Here is a 15409-nt window from a genome sequence, read left to right on the forward strand (position 1 = left end):
CGTAGGCGAATCATGGTGCCCCGCCCGGTAAAAACACAGCCACCCCTCTTCCCTCACACGGGTTCGGTGGTCACTTCCACCAGTCGGTGAGCCGTCCGCTGATCCACTGGAGGGCCGGCGGGATCTCCCGTCGCCAGGTGTTGAAGTTGTGGCCGCCGCTGTCCAGGATGATCGACGCGATACGGGTGGAGTTCGTGGCTTTCACCTGTTCGATGAATTTCAGGGTGTCTTTGTAGTTGTGTTCCCCGATCCTGCTGCTGGTGACGAGCAGTGAGGTGTCGGGCGCGGGCCGGTGCTTGAGGTACCACGACAGGTTCGCCTCGTTCCGCAGCGTGCTGTCCCCCTGGAAGAGGTCGCCCGTGGTGGGGTCGCTCGGCGCCTTGTAGTACGGCGACAGGCCGGCCCCCGCGGCGTACACCCCGGGGTGGTGCATGGCGAGTTTCAGGGCGCAGTAACCGCCCGTGGAATCGCCGATGATTCCCCAGCTCCCGGGCTTTTTGCCCACCCTGTAGTGGGCCGACACGGCATCGGGCAGGTCCTTGGCGAAGAACGACTCGGTCTGCGGCCCGCCCGGGACGTCCACGCACTCCGTGTCGCGCGGCGGCGCCACCGTGGGCCGCATCATCACGAGGATCATCGGCTGCATCCGACCGGCCTTGGCCAACTGCAGGGCCGTGCGCGGGTAGTTCAGCTTGTCGACGAGCGCCTGGGCGGTGCCCGGGTACCCCGTGAGGACGACTGTCGCCGGGAACGAACGCGTGCGGTACTGCGGCTGGAAGTACTCCGGCGGCAGGTACACGTACGCGGGGGTGGTGATGTGGGTCGTACGGCCGGCTATGTCGACCCGCTGCACCTGGCCCACGCTCTGCGGCCGTGAGGAGCCGCCCGGTGCGTCCACCCGCCGGGTCTCGACCACTTGGACCGGTCCGCCCGCGCCCTGGAGCGCCGAGTTGTCGACGACCACTCCCTGGCCGGTCTCCTTGCCGAACAGGTCGGACCAGCTGGCGTAGAAACCGAAGGCCTGGTTGGCGCCGAGGCCGACCGAGGCGAAGAGCACCAACTGCGTTGCCAGCAGCAGGCCCACGCGCCCGCTGACGGCCCGCCAGTTGCGTCTGGCCAGGCGGGGCCACAGCCATACTGTGCCGATGAACAGCAGCACGGCGCAAACGACCGCCAGTACCAGCACTTTCCTGCTCGTGAGTCCCATCAGCTGTCCCCGCCTGCGCTTTCCGCCCATGGCGCACGCAACTTTCGCGAACGCTTGCCCCGGGCTTTCCTCTGCCTTTGAACCGGCTTTTCGGTAAGGAAGGAACCTCCTTCCTCTAGACACCGTCCTAGAGGGCGCAATGTCGCCGGATGCCCGAATCGGGCCCGGATCCAAGGTCTCTCGCAGAACTACGGGATGCGATGTCTGTCAGGATAGATGGGGAAATGTCGGGTGGGGTTCCGAGCCGAACAGGTCGGGTCCGGCGCATAGTCCGAGGTCCGCGCCCCGAGGTCGTTCCCACGCTCGTCGCCAGGGCCTGCGCCCTCGTCGGCCTGCTGGACATCGCCGCGGGGGTGTTCCCGCGCTTCCGGCACAGCCGTATGCACACCATGGCGGAGGTGCTGCCGGGTGCGCTCGGTCCCTTCGCGGCGGCGCTCTCGCTCAGTGCCGGCGTGCTGCTGCTGCTCCTCGCGCACGGGCTCAGGCGGCGCAAGCGCCGGGCCTGGCGGGCCGCCGTCGCGCTGCTTCCGGCGGGCGCCGTGGCGCAGTTCGCGTACCGGCACTCCCTCATAGGAGTCGTCATCTCGGCGGCGCTGCTCGCGCCGCTGCTGCTGCACCGGGACGAGTTCCGGGCGCTGCCCGACCCGCGCAGCAGGTGGCGCGCGCTCGCCAACTTCGTGCTCATGGGCGCCGGTTCCCTCGTCCTCGGACTGGTCATCGTCAGCGTCCACTCCAAGCGCATGGTCGGCGACCCGAGCCTGGCCGATCGGATTACGCACGTCCTGTACGGCCTGTTCGGCTTCGAGGGCCCGGTCGACTACGAGGGCAGCACCTCCTGGACGGTCGCCTTCTCACTGGGCGCCCTGGGTCTGCTCACCGCGGTCACCACGATCTACCTCGCGTTCCGGCCCGAGCACCCGGCCGCGCAGCTCACCCCGGAGGACGAGACGCATCTGCGCGCCCTCCTGGAGAAGCACGGCCGACGCGACTCGCTCGGTCACTTCGCGCTCCGCCGCGACAAGGCCGTCGTCTTCTCGCCCAGCGGCAAGGCGGCGGTGACGTACCGCGTGGTCTCCGGAGTGATGCTCGCCAGTGGTGACCCCATCGGCGACGTGGAGGCCTGGCCGGGCGCCATCGAGCGCTTCATGGACGAGGCGAAGGCCCACTCCTGGACGCCCGCAGTGATGGGCTGCTCGGAGACGGGCGGCGAGGTGTGGACCCGCGAGACCGGTCTCGACGCCCTCGAACTGGGCGACGAGGCGGTGGTCGACGTGGCGGATTTCTCGCTCGCCGGGCGCGCGATGCGCAACGTACGCCAAATGGTGAAGCGCATCGAGCGGGCCGGCTACGAAACCCGGGTACGGCGTGTACGTGACCTCGGCGAGGGCGAGTTGGAGCGCATCCGGCTCGCCGCGGAGGCTTGGCGGGGCACCGACACCGAGCGCGGCTTCTCCATGGCGCTCGGCCGCATCGGCGACCCCGAGGACGGTGACTGCTTCATCGCCACCGCCCACAAGACGGACGAACAGCCGGGCGAGTACGGCGACTTGAAGGCGATCCTGCACTTCGTGCCCTGGGGCACGGACGGCATGTCGCTGGACCTGATGCGCCGTGACCGCGCGGCCGACCCGGGGATGAACGAACTGCTGATCGTGGCCTCCCTCCAGGCGGCACCGAAGCTCGGCATCACGCGCGTGTCGCTCAACTTCGCGATGTTCCGCGCGGCGCTCGCGCGGGGCGAGAAGATCGGCGCGGGCCCGGTGCTGCGCGCCTGGCGCGGACTGCTGGTCTTCCTGTCGCGCTGGTTCCAGATCGAGTCCCTGTACAAGTTCAACGCGAAGTTCCAGCCCCGCTGGGAACCCCGCTTCGTGGTCTACCGCGCCTCCGGCGACCTCCCCCGCATCGGCTTCGCCGCGATGCAGGCGGAAGGCTTCGTCAACCTGGCCCTCCCCCTCCCGCGCTTCCTCCGCCGCCGCACGGCCGCGGCCCCGGCCTGCACCCACGGGCTGGCGGAACGGGATGTACGGGCAGCCTGACCCACAGGCGCGGCCCGAGCGGCCCCCTCAGCTCCGGCTGGGGGCACCGCTCGGGCCGCGCCGAAGGTTTCCGCCCGGCCGCCCCGGAGACCTCCGCACGGACCGCGGCGCGCTACGGCGACGGGCACGCTCCGATCCGCCGAGGGCCGCGGGCGACGACGGCACGGGCCGACGGCCACCCCCAGACAATCCAAGGCAGCAGGCCAGTACCGCCAAGCCAGGCCGCTGCCGGACGATCCACGGCCGAGCCCCCCACTCACCGGCTCTTGCGCCCCTCCCCCTGCGGAGCAGGCCGACCGCAGGAGCCCTGTTCACTCCGCCGAAGGTCGCGGGCGACCACAGCACAGGCCGACGCCCGCCGACACACGCTCCAGGGCCGCGAACCGGCACGCCGCACCCGCGCACCACCACCGCAAAGAAGGCCCACGGCCGAGGACCCCACCCACAGGCTCCCGCCCCCCTCCCCCTGCGGACCAGCCCGCTTCCACCCGGCCCACGGGGCCGTACCCCCTCCTCCTGGGCCTACGCTGAACGTATGAGCAAGCAGAGCGGACGCGCGCGTGTCACGGGTCTTCCGGAGTGGGACCGGTGCGCGGTCATGGGAGTCGTGAACGTCACCCCCGACTCCTTCTCCGACGGCGGTCGCTTCTTCGACACCACGGCGGCCGTGAAGCGCGGCCTGGACCTGGTCACCGAGGGCGCCGACCTGGTGGACGTCGGCGGTGAGTCCACCCGCCCCGGCGCCTCCCGGGTCGACGAGGCCGAGGAACTCAAGCGCGTCATCCCCGTAGTGCGCGGCCTCGCCTCCGAGGGCGTCACCGTCTCCGTCGACACCATGCGCGCCTCCGTCGCCGAGCGGGCCCTCGCCGCCGGCGCCGCCCTCGTCAACGACGTCAGCGGCGGCCTCGCGGACCCCGCGATGATCCCGGTCGTCGCCGCCTCGGGCGCCCCCTTCGTGGTCATGCACTGGCGCGGCTTCCTGGAGGGCGGCAACGTCAGGGGCGTTTACGACGACGTCGTCACCGAAGTAGTCGACGAACTGCACGCACGCGTGGAGGCCGTTCTCGCCGGCGGCGTCGCCCCCGACCGCGTCGTCGTCGACCCGGGCCTCGGCTTCTCCAAGGACGCCGAGCACGACCTCGTCCTCCTCGCCCACCTCGACCGCCTGCTCGCCCTCGGCCACCCCCTCCTGGTCGCCGCCTCCCGCAAACGGTTCCTCGGCCGCGTCCTCGCGGGCCCCGAGGGAGCGCCCCCGCCCGCGCGCGAGCGCGACGCCGCCACGGCCGCCGTCTCCGCGCTCGCGGCGCACGCCGGCGCCTGGGCGGTGCGCGTCCACGAGGTCCGCGCCACGGCCGACGCCGTACGCGTCGCACGCGCCGTGGAGGGAGCGCGCGCCCCCGGCGCCCGACCGACCGCGCACACCAACTCCGAGGCCGCCCTGTGACCGCCCCGCACATCGACGTCGAGCAGGTGGAACTCGCCAACACCGCGTTCTACGAGACGCTGGAGCGCGGTGACTTCGACGAGTTGTCCGCGCTCTGGCTGACCCCGGCCGACCTCGGCGTCGACGAGGAGTACCACGACCCGGCGGACAGCGGCGTGATCTCCTGCGTGCACCCGGGCTGGCCGGTGCTGACCGGCCGCGGCGAGGTCCTGCGGTCGTACGCGCTGATCATGGCGAACACCGAGTACATCCAGTTCTTCCTCACCGACGTGCACGTCTCCGTGACCGGCGACACCGCGCTGGTCACCTGCACGGAGAACATCCTCAGCGGCGGCCCCTCCCCCGACGACAGCGACGAACTGGGCCCCTTGGTCGGCCAGCTCGTGGTCGCCACGAACGTGTTCCGGCGCACCCCCGAGGGCTGGAAGCTCTGGTCGCACCACGCGTCCCCCGTTCTGGCCGAAAACGACGAGGACGACAGCGAGGACACCCCCACCTGAGTGGGTAGGCGCCCATCAGGACCAAGAAGTGGTTGGAATCACGAACCCCGGGGTAGGGGCGGCTACCGACCCATGAGCCACCGGGTTCCCCAGGGGAAACGCTCGATGAACCCTCTGGCCCCGGACAGTGCCCGCGCCCTCGTGGCCCGGCATTGTCAGTGCCCGCAGGTAGATTCGTTCGAGGCCGGGGTACCGCCCGCACACGGTACGAACCAGCCACCACCGACGATTGCAGGAGTGATTCGCGTGGATCGTGTCGCGCTGAGCGGCCTGAAGGCCCGCGGGCACCACGGCGTGTTCCCCAAGGAGCGCGAGGAGGGCCAGACCTTCATCGTGGACCTCGTCCTGGGCCTGGACACCCGGCCGGCCGCCGCCGACGACGACCTGACGAAGACCGTGCACTACGGCATCGTGGCCGAGGAGGTCGTGGCCGTCGTCCAGGGCGAGCCCGTCAACCTCATCGAGACCCTCGCCGAGCGCATCGCGCAGACCTGCCTGAAGCACGAAGGGGTCGAGGAGGTCGAGGTCCGCGTCCACAAGCCGGACGCCCCGATCACCGTCCCCTTCGACGATGTGACCGTCACCATCACCCGGAGCCGAGTATGACCTTCTCGTTCACCGAGGGTCACAGCGACCCGACCGTCCAGCCGGTGCCCGCCTCCGTGGTGCAGCAGGTGGACGCCGCCGACACCACCCTCAGCAACCCGAGGCGCGCCGTGATCTCCATCGGCGCGAACCTGGGCAACCGCCTGGAGACCCTCCAGGGCGCCATCGACGCCCTGGAGGACACCCCCGGCGTCCGCATCAAGGCCGTATCGCCGGTCTACGAGACGGAGCCGTGGGGCGTCGAGCCCGGCAGCCAGCCCTCGTACTTCAACGCGGTCGTCGTCCTCAAGACCACCCTGCCCCCGTCCTCCCTGCTGGAGCGGGCGCACGCGGTCGAGGAGGCCTTCCACCGGGTCCGCGAGGAGCGCTGGGGCGCGCGCACGATCGACGTCGACATCGTCGCGTACGCCGACGTCGTCTCGGACGACCCGGTGCTGACGCTCCCCCACCCGCGCGCCCACGAGCGGGCCTTCGTGCTCGCGCCGTGGCACGACGTGGAGCCCGAGGCGCAGTTGCCCGGCCGCGGCCCGGTCGCCACTCTCCTCGACAGCGTCACGCGTGACGGCGTAGCGCCCCGCAAGGATCTGGAACTCCGGCTGCCCGAGTAGTCGTTAAGGTCGAGACGACCACTACGCCCGGACAGGGCACGGGGAGCTGAAGGGACACCGTGAGAGAGCTGCGGATCAGGGTGCTGGCCGGCGTGTTCGTGATCGCCGGGGTGCTGTCCTGGGCGGGGGCCCGGCTGTGGAGCGCGGTGGGGACCCTGCCGAGCGTCCCGCTGGCCGCGCCCATCGTCCTCGCCGTGATCGCGGTGGTCCTGCTGGCCACGGCGCTCTCCCTGCGCGCCCGCCTCAAGGCCCAGCGCGAGCGCCGCCCCGGCGCCAAAGGCGTAGACCCCCTGATGGCCGCCCGCGCGGTCGTCTTCGGCCAGTCCAGCGCCCTGGTCGCCGCCCTCGTCGCCGGCATGTACGGCGGCACGGGCGCCTACCTCCTGGAGTCCCTGGACATCCCCGCCCGCCGCGACCAGGCCATCTACGCCGGCTTCTCGGTCGTAGCGGGCATCGCCGTAATAGCGGCGGCGATCTTCCTGGAGCGCGTCTGCAAGCTCCCGGAGGACGACGACAACAACGCGGCGGGGGCAACGCCGGTCACCTGAGCGCCCCGAAAGGGGCGCGGGGCAGTGTCGATCAGCGGCTCCGCCGCGCGGGCGCGACCAGCCACGACGAACCCGCACCCGACCGACAACCCGCCACGGTCCTTCCAGCGAGGCGAACCGTCAGCGAGCCATGATCAGGCTCATCGCCTCATTGCGCGTAGCCGGATCCCGCAACTGCCCCCGCACCGCAGACGTGATGGTCTTGGCACCAGGCTTCCGCACCCCCCGCATCGACATGCACATGTGCTCACACTCGACGACGACGATGACCCCCCGCGGCTCCAGGATCTCCATCAGAGAGTCCGCGACCTGCGTAGTGAGCCGCTCCTGCACCTGCGGCCGCCGAGCGTAGACGTCCACCAGCCGAGCCAGCTTCGACAACCCGGTGATCTTCCCGTCGGCGGACGGGATGTACCCGACATGGGCGACTCCGACGAACGGCACCAGATGGTGCTCGCAGTTGCTCAGCACCTCGATGTCCTTCACCAGGACCATCTCGTCGTGCCCCAGGTCGAACGTCGTCGTCAGCACATCCTCCGGCTTCTGCCACAACCCCGCGAATATCTCCTTGTACGCCCGCGCCACCCGCGCCGGCGTCTCCCTGAGCCCCTCACGGTCCGGGTCCTCGCCGACCGCGATCAGCAGTTCGCGTACGGCGTTCTCGGCGCGCTTCTCGTCGAAGACGCCGATCGTTCCCTCGCCGTCAAGCGTCACGGGGTCGGTCATGTCGGTGCCTCGTTCCTGTGCGGGTCGCGCGTGTGCGGACACACGCCTCAGTTGCGGGCATATGGAAAAGCCGCGCCCCCCAGGCTAAATCCAGGGGGGCGCGGCTTCCATTTCGAGCCGTGTGAGACTCGCGTCAGTTGTCGGGGCGCTCCTCCGGGGCCTTCTCCAGCGTGGGAGAGGACTCGGTGGTCGCACCGGCGGTGATCGCGGGACCCGCGCCGTTCGTCCCGTTCGTCAGTGACAGCTCCTTGGGGGAGAGCACCGGCGGGCGGGTGGACGGCGTACGGCGGGAGGAGCCGGTCCAGGAGGGACGGGCCGGACGCCGGATGATCGGAGTGAAGACCTCGGCGATCTGCTCCTTGTTCAGCGTCTCCTTCTCCAGCAGCTGAAGCACGAGCGCGTCGAGCACGTCACGGTTCTCGACCAGGATCTCCCAGGCCTCGTTGTGCGCGTTCTCGATGAGCTTCTTGACCTCTTCGTCGACGAGCGCGGCGACCTCTTCCGAGTAGTCGCGCGGGTGCGACATCTCCCGGCCCAGGAAGGGCTCGGTGTTGTCGCCGCCGAACTTGATCGCGCCGAGGCGCTCGGTCATGCCGTACTGCGTGACCATCGCGCGGGCCGTCGCGGTGGCCTTCTCGATGTCGTTCGCGGCGCCCGTGGTCGGGTCGTGGAAGACCAGTTCCTCGGCCGCGCGGCCGCCCAGCATGTAGGCCAGCTGGTCGAGCATCTCGTTGCGCGTGGTCGAGTACTTGTCCTCTTCCGGCAGGACCATCGTGTAGCCCAGAGCACGGCCTCGGGAGAGGATCGTGATCTTGTGCACCGGGTCGGAGTTCGGGGAAGCCGCCGCGACCAGGGCGTGTCCGCCCTCGTGGTACGCGGTGATCTTCTTCTCCTTCTCCGACATGATCCGGGTCCGCTTCTGCGGGCCCGCGACCACACGGTCGATCGCCTCGTCCAGCATGGAGTTGTCGATCAGCTTGCGGTTGCCTCGGGCGGTGAGCAGGGCGGCCTCGTTCAGGACGTTGCTCAGGTCCGCGCCGGTGAAGCCCGGCGTACGGCGCGCGACGGCAGACAGATCGACGTCCGGTGCGACCGGCTTGCCCTTCTGGTGGACCTTGAGGATCTCCAGACGGCCCTGCATGTCCGGGCGGTCGACCGCGATCTGGCGGTCGAAGCGGCCGGGGCGCAGGAGGGCCGGGTCGAGGATGTCGGGCCGGTTCGTCGCGGCGATGAGGATCACGCCGCCCTTGACGTCGAAGCCGTCCATCTCGACGAGCAGCTGGTTCAGCGTCTGCTCGCGCTCGTCGTGACCGCCGCCGAGGCCGGCGCCGCGATGGCGGCCGACCGCGTCGATCTCGTCGACGAAGACGATCGCCGGAGCGTTCGCCTTGGCCTGCTCGAACAGGTCACGGACTCGGGAGGCACCGACACCGACGAACATCTCGACGAAGTCGGAACCGGAGATCGAGTAGAAGGGCACCCCGGCCTCGCCCGCGACGGCGCGCGCCAGCAGGGTCTTGCCGGTGCCGGGAGGGCCGTACAGGAGTACGCCCTTGGGGATCTTGGCGCCGACGGCCTGGAACTTCGCCGGCTCCTGGAGGAACTCCTTGATCTCGTGCAGTTCCTCGACGGCCTCGTCGGAGCCCGCGACGTCCGCGAACGTCGTCTTCGGGGTGTCCTTGGTGATGAGCTTGGCCTTGGACTTCCCGAAGTTCATGACTCGGGAGCCGCCGCCCTGCATCTGGTTCATCAGGAACAGGAAGACGACCACGATGAGGACGAAGGGGAGCAGCGACAACAGGATCCCGACGAAAGCGTTCTGCTTCGTCGGCGACACCGTGTAGCCGTCCGGAATCTGCTTGTCCTGGTATTTGGTCTGCAGCGTGGCCGCGAGGTCCACGCCTTGGTCGCCGATGTAGCTCGCCTGGATCTTGGAGCTGCCCTCGACCTTTACGCCGTCCTTGAGCGTGGCCTTGACGGTCTGCTCGTCACCGGTGGTGATCTTGGCCGACTCGACCTTGTTGTCATTGATCGCCTGGACGATCTGGCCGGTGTCCACCGTCTTGTAGCCGCCGGACGAGCCGACGACCTGCATCAACACGACCACGGCAAGGACGGCCAGCACGATCCACATGACCGGCCCACGGAAGTATCGCTTCACGTCCATCCATACGGAGCGAGAACGCTCCGTCCCTCCTGCCATAGTGAGTTTGATAAAGACAGTTCTTCTGACCGTACCCCAGCCATGTTGCCCGAAGTCTCACGGGACGGCTGGGAGACGCGTCTGCATGCTCCAACGGCGCGAGGCCCGCTGGGGTTCCCGATCGTCTTACGGGGCTTGGGCCGAGTGGCTCTAGCCGCCGTAGACGTGCGGCGCGAGCGTACCGACGAACGGCAGGTTGCGGTACTTCTCGGCGTAGTCGAGGCCGTAGCCGACGACGAACTCGTTCGGGATGTCGAAGCCGACCCACTCCACGTCGATGGCGACCTTGGCTGCCTCCGGCTTGCGGAGCAGGGTGCAGATCTTCAACGAGTCGGGCTCGCGCGAGCCGAGGTTGGAGATCAGCCAGGACAGGGTCAGACCCGAGTCGATGATGTCCTCGACGATGAGGACGTGCTTGCCCTTGATGTCGGTGTCGAGGTCCTTGAGGATCCGCACGACACCGGAGGACTGGGTGCCCGCGCCGTACGACGACACGGCCATCCAGTCCATGGTGACGGGGGTGGACAGCGCCCGGGCGAGGTCCGCCATGACCATCACCGCGCCCTTGAGGACGCCGACGATCAGCAGATCCTTGCCCGCGTACTCCGCGTCGATCTTCGCGGCGAGCTCCACGAGCTTCGCGTCGATCTCTTCCTTGGTGATGAGCACCGACTGGAGGTCGTCACCCATGTCTTTCGCGTCCACCCGCATCACTTTCGGTCGTCCAACCGGCTACTACCTGGCCCCTCCCCCGGAGGCCCGGAGGGGGTGTCGATTCAGCCTTGCCGAATCACCAGTCTGCCACCCTGGCGACGGGCGACGACCTTGCCCGGGAGATTGATGGCTCCCTGGCCGCGCCAGCCGGTGATCAGGCGGTCGACTTCCTCGATGTGACGGGCGAACAGCGAACCGGCCGGGGCACCGGCCTGGATGGCGGCCCGGCGCAGGATGCGGCGCCGTACGGCGGGCGGCAGGGCGTAGAGCTTGGCGCACTCCAGGAGGCCGGTGGCGTCCCGTACGGAGGCCTCGGCCTGGCTGGCCCAGGTGTCGAGGGCGTCGGCGTCGTCCCGGGAGAGCTGTGCCGTACGGGCGAGCGCTTCTACGACCCCTTTGCCGAGCGCCTTCTCCAGGGCCGGCAGGCCTTCGTGGCGCAGACGGGAACGCGTGTACGCGGGGTCGGCGTTGTGCGGGTCGTCCCAGACGGGCAGCGACTGGGCCATGCAGGCCTTGCGGGCGGTCTGCCGGTCGAGTTGGAGGAAGGGGCGGCGGTAACGGCCGTCGGCCCCCGAGACCGCGGCCATCCCCGACAGGGAGCGGATGCCGGAGCCGCGGGCGAGGCCCAGCAGGACGGTTTCCGCCTGGTCGTCGCGCGTGTGGCCGAGCAGGACGGCGGCGGCGCCGTGTCGTGCGGCGCAGTCGTCGAGGGCTGCGTAGCGGGCGTCCCGGGCGGCTGCCTCGGGGCCGCCCTCGCGGCCCACGGTCACGGAAGTGGCTTCCACGGGGTCCAGGCCCAGTTCGCGCAGGCGCAGGACGACCTCGTCGGCGCGCAGGTCGGAGCCGGCCTGGAGGCCGTGGTCGACGGTGATGCCGCCGGCCCTGATGCCCAGCTTGGGGGCTTCGAAGGCGAGGGCGGAGGCGAGGGCCATGGAATCGGCGCCGCCGGAGCATGCGACGAGCACGAGCGGCGAGGGCGGGCGCTCGTGCGAGGTGTGCCGGGAGGCGCCGGCGGTCTGCAGGGCCTCGTGGTCGGTGAGGATGTCGTGGAGGACGCGGCGGACCGCCAGGCGTATCGCCGCGACCGCAGGATGGGGACCCATGTCCGGTTCCCTTCATGAAGTTTTCGGGGGGTTGGCCCGAGGTTCGGTCACTCAGAGTGTGTAGATGGTGACAGAACCTGGGCGTTCCCCGAGCATCGCACGCCTACCCATCGCTCACGGTCCCTCGGACGGGTGATTGCAGGGGCGTTCGCCTGCCGTCGGCCGAATCCGTTTCACCACATCCGCGACCGGTTCACGACTCGGCCTTGCGGTGCACCCGCGCGACCCAGTCCGCCGGTTTGGCGATCTCCGTCTTCGTGGGCAACGTGTTCGGCGAGGTCCACACCCGGTTGAAGCCGTCCATGCCCACCTGTTCGACGACCGCGCGTACGAACCGCTCGCCGTCCCGGTACTGCCGCAGCTTGGCGTCGAGGCCGAGCAGCTTGCGCAGCGCCGAGTCCAGGCGGGAGGCGCCCTTCGCGCGGCGCTGCTGGAACTTCTCGCGGATCTCCGCGACGCTCGGCACCACGTCCGGACCGACGCCGTCCATCACGAAGTCGGCGTGCCCCTCCAGGAGGGACATCACGGCGGTGAGCCGGCCGAGGATCTCCCGCTGCGCGGGCGTCTGCACGATCTCCACGAGGGAGCGGCCCTCGTCGTCCTCCTCACCCTCGGGACGACCGCCCGCCAACGACTGGGCGGCCTCCCGGATGCGCTCCAGGACCGTCATGGGGTCGACCTCGGTCTCCCCCAAGAACGACTGGATCTCGCCCTCCAGGTGGTCACGCAGCCAGGGCACGGCCGTGAACTGCGTGCGGTGCGTCTCCTCGTGCAGGCACACCCACAGGCGGAAGTCGTGGGGTTCTACGTCGAGTTCGCGCTCCACGTGCACGATGTTCGGCGCGACCAGCAGCAGCCGCCCGCCCTTCGCTCCCGCCGGCAGCTCGCGGGACGCCGGGGCGAACGTCTCGTACTGGCCGAGCACACGCGAGGACAGGAACGACAGCAGCATGCCCAGCTCGACGCCGGTCACCTTGCCGCCGACCGCCCCGAAGACCGCGCCCCCGGGGGTGTTGCCGCGCCGCTCCTGCATCTTGTCGAGCAGCGGCTTGAGGACCTCCCGGAACCCGGCGACGTTCGCCCGCACCCAGCCGGGGCGGTCGACCACCAGGATCGGGGTGTCGTGGATGTCGTCCGTGCCCATCCGAGTGAATCCCCGGACGTGTTGCTCCGAGGCCTTCGCATGCCGGCGCAGCTCCGCGACGACGGCCCGGGCCTCGTCACGGCTCACCTCGGGGCCCGGCCGCACAAGTCGGGTCGCGGTCGCCACCGCGAGATTCCAGTCGACCATCTCGGCACCACCGATGCTCGTCATGCGTCAACCGTACGTGAGCGCTGCCGCTTGGGGCAGGGCACGAGGTGGGCAAGGGCGAGCTTGGTCGGAACGTTGCCCGGCACTGTCGACTGTCCGCCCAGCGCAGGCCGTGGTCTAGCTACAGCCGCAGGCCGCCAACGCCGTTGCCGTGTGGTCCAGGGCTGCCTGGGCCTCCAGGGTGTTCGTCGTGTCGGAGGCCAGGAAGGCGAAGGCGAGGAGTTGGCCGTCCTTGTCCACGACCGTTCCCGCGAGCGTGTTGACGCCCGTCAGGGTGCCCGTCTTGGCGCGCACCACCCCCGCCGCTCCCGTCGCGTCCGTGTAGCGGGTCGTCAGGGTGCCGGTGAAGGCGGCGATGGGGAGGCCGGTGAGGACCGGGCGGAGTTCGGGGTGGGCCGGGGAACCGGCCTTGACCAGGAGGGCGGTCAGGAGGTCGGCGGTGAGGCGGTCGTCGCGGTTGAGGCCGCTGCCGTCGTTGAACACGGCGCCCTTGACCGGGAGTTGAAGCTTCTTCAGCTGGGCGGCGATCGCGGCGGCGCCCCCGTCGAAGTCGGCGCGCTTGCCCGTCGCGACGGCGGTCTGGCGGGCCAGGGCCTCCGCGATGTCGTTGTCGCTGTTGGTCAGCATCCGCTCGACGATGTCGGAGAGCGGGGGCGAGGAGACCGTGGCGAGGGTGGCGGCGCGGCCGGTCGCCTTGGAGGGGCCCGGGGACGTCGTCGTAATGCCGTTCTTCTTTAGGAAGCCCGCGAATTTCTTGGCCGCGTCCGCCGCCGGGTCCGTCACGCGCAGCACCTGGCCGCTGGACGAGTCGTCCGTACGGCCCTCGTCGGCCATCAGGGCGCTGACCGGGGCGAGGTTGTCGTTGACCCCGATCGGGTGGAGTTCGGAACCGGCGTACAGGGTCGTGTCGTACGACAGCGTCACCGCGTGCGTGCCGTGCTTCTTCAGGGCGACCGCCGTGCTGTCGGCGAGCGTGCGCAGGCTGGCCCAGCCCTCGGCGTCCTTGTGGGCGGTCAGCGTCGGGTCGCCGCCGCCGACCAGGACGAGTTCCTCGGTGTCGGGCTCCAGGGCGGCGCGGGTGGTGAAGCGGTGGTCGGCGCCCATCGCGGAGAGGGCGGCCGTCGCGGTGGCGATCTTCGTCGTGGAGGCCGGGGTCAACGCGTCGTCGGCACCGACTCCGTAGAGGCGCTTTCCGGTCGAGACGTCGACGACGGCGGCCGTGTGGCGGGTGCCGAGCGCCGAGTTGCCCAGGAGGGGCGTGAGGACGTCCGCGAGGGCCGTGCCGGTCGGGGCCGACTTCACGGTGTTGGCGGCGCCGCCGAGGCCGACGAGGACGGATGCGGCGCTGGGGGCGGGTCGGGGTGCCTTGGCGGACGTATCGGAACTACGGCCGTGATCTACGCCACCTGACTGTTCCTGTGCGGCTGCGTGGTCCCGCTCGGCCGTACGCTGACCCGAGGAGTCCCAGGGACCGGCGGCGGTCACCACACCCGCGGCCAGCGCCATTCCGGCGGTGGCGGCGACGGCGGTGAACTGCCAGGTCCTGTTCGGCCGCGGCAACTTCGCGACCTGAGGTGACACGGATCCGACGAGCCGGGCGACCTTCGGTGACACGGCTTGATTGAGCCGCGTGACCTGGGGTCTCACGGCTTCGGTGAGTCGCGTGACCTGGGGTGACACGGCTTGTGTGAGCCGTGTGACCTGCGGTTTCACGGATTGTACGGCCCGCTTGAGACGGGGCCGGACGGCTCGCGCGACCCGCGTCACATGCGGTCTCGCGGCCTGCCAAGGCCTCAGCTCCGGCACGACCACCAGCCCCTTTCGCGATCACACACCTGCGTGAGGGACACTTAACCACCAGAAACATGTGCTGATCATGGAGGAGCCACCGGTGGAGTTCGACGTCACGATCGAGATCCCGAAGGGTTCGCGGAACAAGTACGAGGTGGACCACGAGACCGGTCGGATCCGCCTGGACCGTCGACTCTTCACCTCGACCAGTTACCCGGCCGACTACGGCTTCGTCGAGAACACTCTCGGCGAGGACGGCGACCCGCTCGACGCGCTGGTCATCCTGGAGGAGCCGACTTTCCCCGGCTGCCTCATCAAGTGCCGCGCGATCGGCATGTTCCGGATGACCGACGAGGCCGGCGGCGACGACAAGCTGCTGTGTGTCCCGGCGTCCGACCCGCGTGTGGAGCACCTGCGTGACATCCACCACGTGTCGGAGTTCGACCGCCTGGAGATCCAGCACTTCTTCGAGGTCTACAAGGACCTGGAGCCCGGCAAGTCGGTCGAGGGTGCCAACTGGGTGGGCCGCGTGGACGCCGAGGCGGAGATCGAGCGCTCGTACAAGCGACTCAAGGAGCAGGGCGGCCACTGAGCCTCCCGCGCACTGACGG

The 15409-nt window shown here is 70.0% G+C and carries 14 protein-coding genes; 7 read left to right on the plus strand and 7 right to left on the minus strand.

The features are described 5' to 3' along the window. Positions 1–70: 70 nt before the first annotated feature. Positions 71–1207, minus strand: coding sequence for an alpha/beta hydrolase (locus OG194_RS20300; RefSeq protein ID WP_327402235.1), 1137 nt, complete (start codon positions 1205–1207; stop codon positions 71–73). Between the two features lie 224 nt (positions 1208–1431). Between OG194_RS20300 and OG194_RS20305 the strand changes: the two genes are divergently transcribed. From OG194_RS20305 to OG194_RS20330, 6 genes are all read left to right on the plus strand, one after another. After that, a complete protein-coding gene (locus OG194_RS20305; RefSeq protein WP_327402236.1) occupies positions 1432–3243 on the plus strand; it encodes a phosphatidylglycerol lysyltransferase domain-containing protein in 1812 nt (603 codons plus the stop codon). Between the two features lie 535 nt (positions 3244–3778). Continuing rightward, positions 3779–4687 (plus strand): dihydropteroate synthase, encoded by a 909-nt coding sequence (gene folP / locus OG194_RS20310; protein WP_327402237.1) that lies wholly within the window; start codon positions 3779–3781, stop codon positions 4685–4687. Further along, complete coding sequence (locus tag OG194_RS20315; protein ID WP_327402238.1) at positions 4684–5187, plus strand: nuclear transport factor 2 family protein; 504 nt, start codon at positions 4684–4686, stop codon at positions 5185–5187. The genes folP and OG194_RS20315 overlap by 4 nt, the downstream gene beginning before the upstream one ends. Positions 5188–5433: 246 nt before the next feature. Beyond that, the gene (folB, locus tag OG194_RS20320) at positions 5434–5793 is read left to right on the plus strand and encodes a dihydroneopterin aldolase (protein WP_019064273.1); all 360 of its coding nucleotides are present in this window, start codon (positions 5434–5436) and stop codon (positions 5791–5793) included. Further along, the gene (gene folK / locus OG194_RS20325) at positions 5790–6401 is read left to right on the plus strand and encodes a 2-amino-4-hydroxy-6-hydroxymethyldihydropteridine diphosphokinase (RefSeq protein ID WP_327402239.1); all 612 of its coding nucleotides are present in this window, start codon (positions 5790–5792) and stop codon (positions 6399–6401) included. Before folB ends, folK begins: the two co-directional genes overlap by 4 nt. Before the next feature lie 59 nt (positions 6402–6460). Beyond that, positions 6461–6949: a DUF3180 domain-containing protein gene (locus OG194_RS20330; RefSeq protein WP_033286138.1), complete on the plus strand. Its 489-nt coding sequence runs from the start codon at positions 6461–6463 to the stop codon at positions 6947–6949. A 120-nt stretch (positions 6950–7069) separates the two neighbouring features. Here OG194_RS20330 and folE read toward each other — a convergent pair whose 3' ends face one another. The 6 genes from folE to dacB all read right to left on the minus strand — a co-directional run bounded on the left by folE (position 7070) and on the right by dacB (position 14819). Further along, entirely contained in the window at positions 7070–7675 is a 606-nt protein-coding gene (folE, locus tag OG194_RS20335; protein ID WP_317773667.1) for a GTP cyclohydrolase I FolE, read from the minus strand. 133 nt (positions 7676–7808) lie between these two features. After that, positions 7809–9842 (minus strand): ATP-dependent zinc metalloprotease FtsH, encoded by a 2034-nt coding sequence (gene ftsH, locus OG194_RS20340; protein ID WP_327402240.1) that lies wholly within the window; start codon positions 9840–9842, stop codon positions 7809–7811. Positions 9843–10028: 186 nt separating this feature from the next. Further along, a complete protein-coding gene (hpt, locus tag OG194_RS20345; protein ID WP_019064278.1) occupies positions 10029–10589 on the minus strand; it encodes a hypoxanthine phosphoribosyltransferase in 561 nt (186 codons plus the stop codon). Positions 10590–10654: 65 nt separating this feature from the next. Further along, positions 10655–11695: a tRNA lysidine(34) synthetase TilS gene (gene tilS, locus OG194_RS20350; protein ID WP_327402241.1), complete on the minus strand. Its 1041-nt coding sequence runs from the start codon at positions 11693–11695 to the stop codon at positions 10655–10657. Positions 11696–11888: 193 nt separating this feature from the next. Beyond that, positions 11889–13010, minus strand: a complete 1122-nt coding sequence (locus OG194_RS20355) for a zinc-dependent metalloprotease (protein ID WP_327402242.1) — start codon at positions 13008–13010, stop codon at positions 11889–11891. 114 nt (positions 13011–13124) lie between these two features. Then, on the minus strand, positions 13125–14819 hold the full coding sequence (gene dacB / locus OG194_RS20360; protein ID WP_327402243.1) for a D-alanyl-D-alanine carboxypeptidase/D-alanyl-D-alanine endopeptidase: 1695 nt from the start codon (positions 14817–14819) through the stop codon (positions 13125–13127). A 79-nt stretch (positions 14820–14898) separates the two neighbouring features. Here dacB and OG194_RS20365 point away from each other — a divergent pair, with 79 nt between their 5' ends. Next, a complete protein-coding gene (locus tag OG194_RS20365) occupies positions 14899–15390 on the plus strand; it encodes an inorganic diphosphatase (protein WP_026151575.1) in 492 nt (163 codons plus the stop codon). The last annotated feature ends 19 nt before the right edge of the window (positions 15391–15409 follow it).

It is taken from the genome of Streptomyces sp. NBC_01288 (assembly GCF_035982055.1).
Classification (GTDB): domain Bacteria; phylum Actinomycetota; class Actinomycetes; order Streptomycetales; family Streptomycetaceae; genus Streptomyces.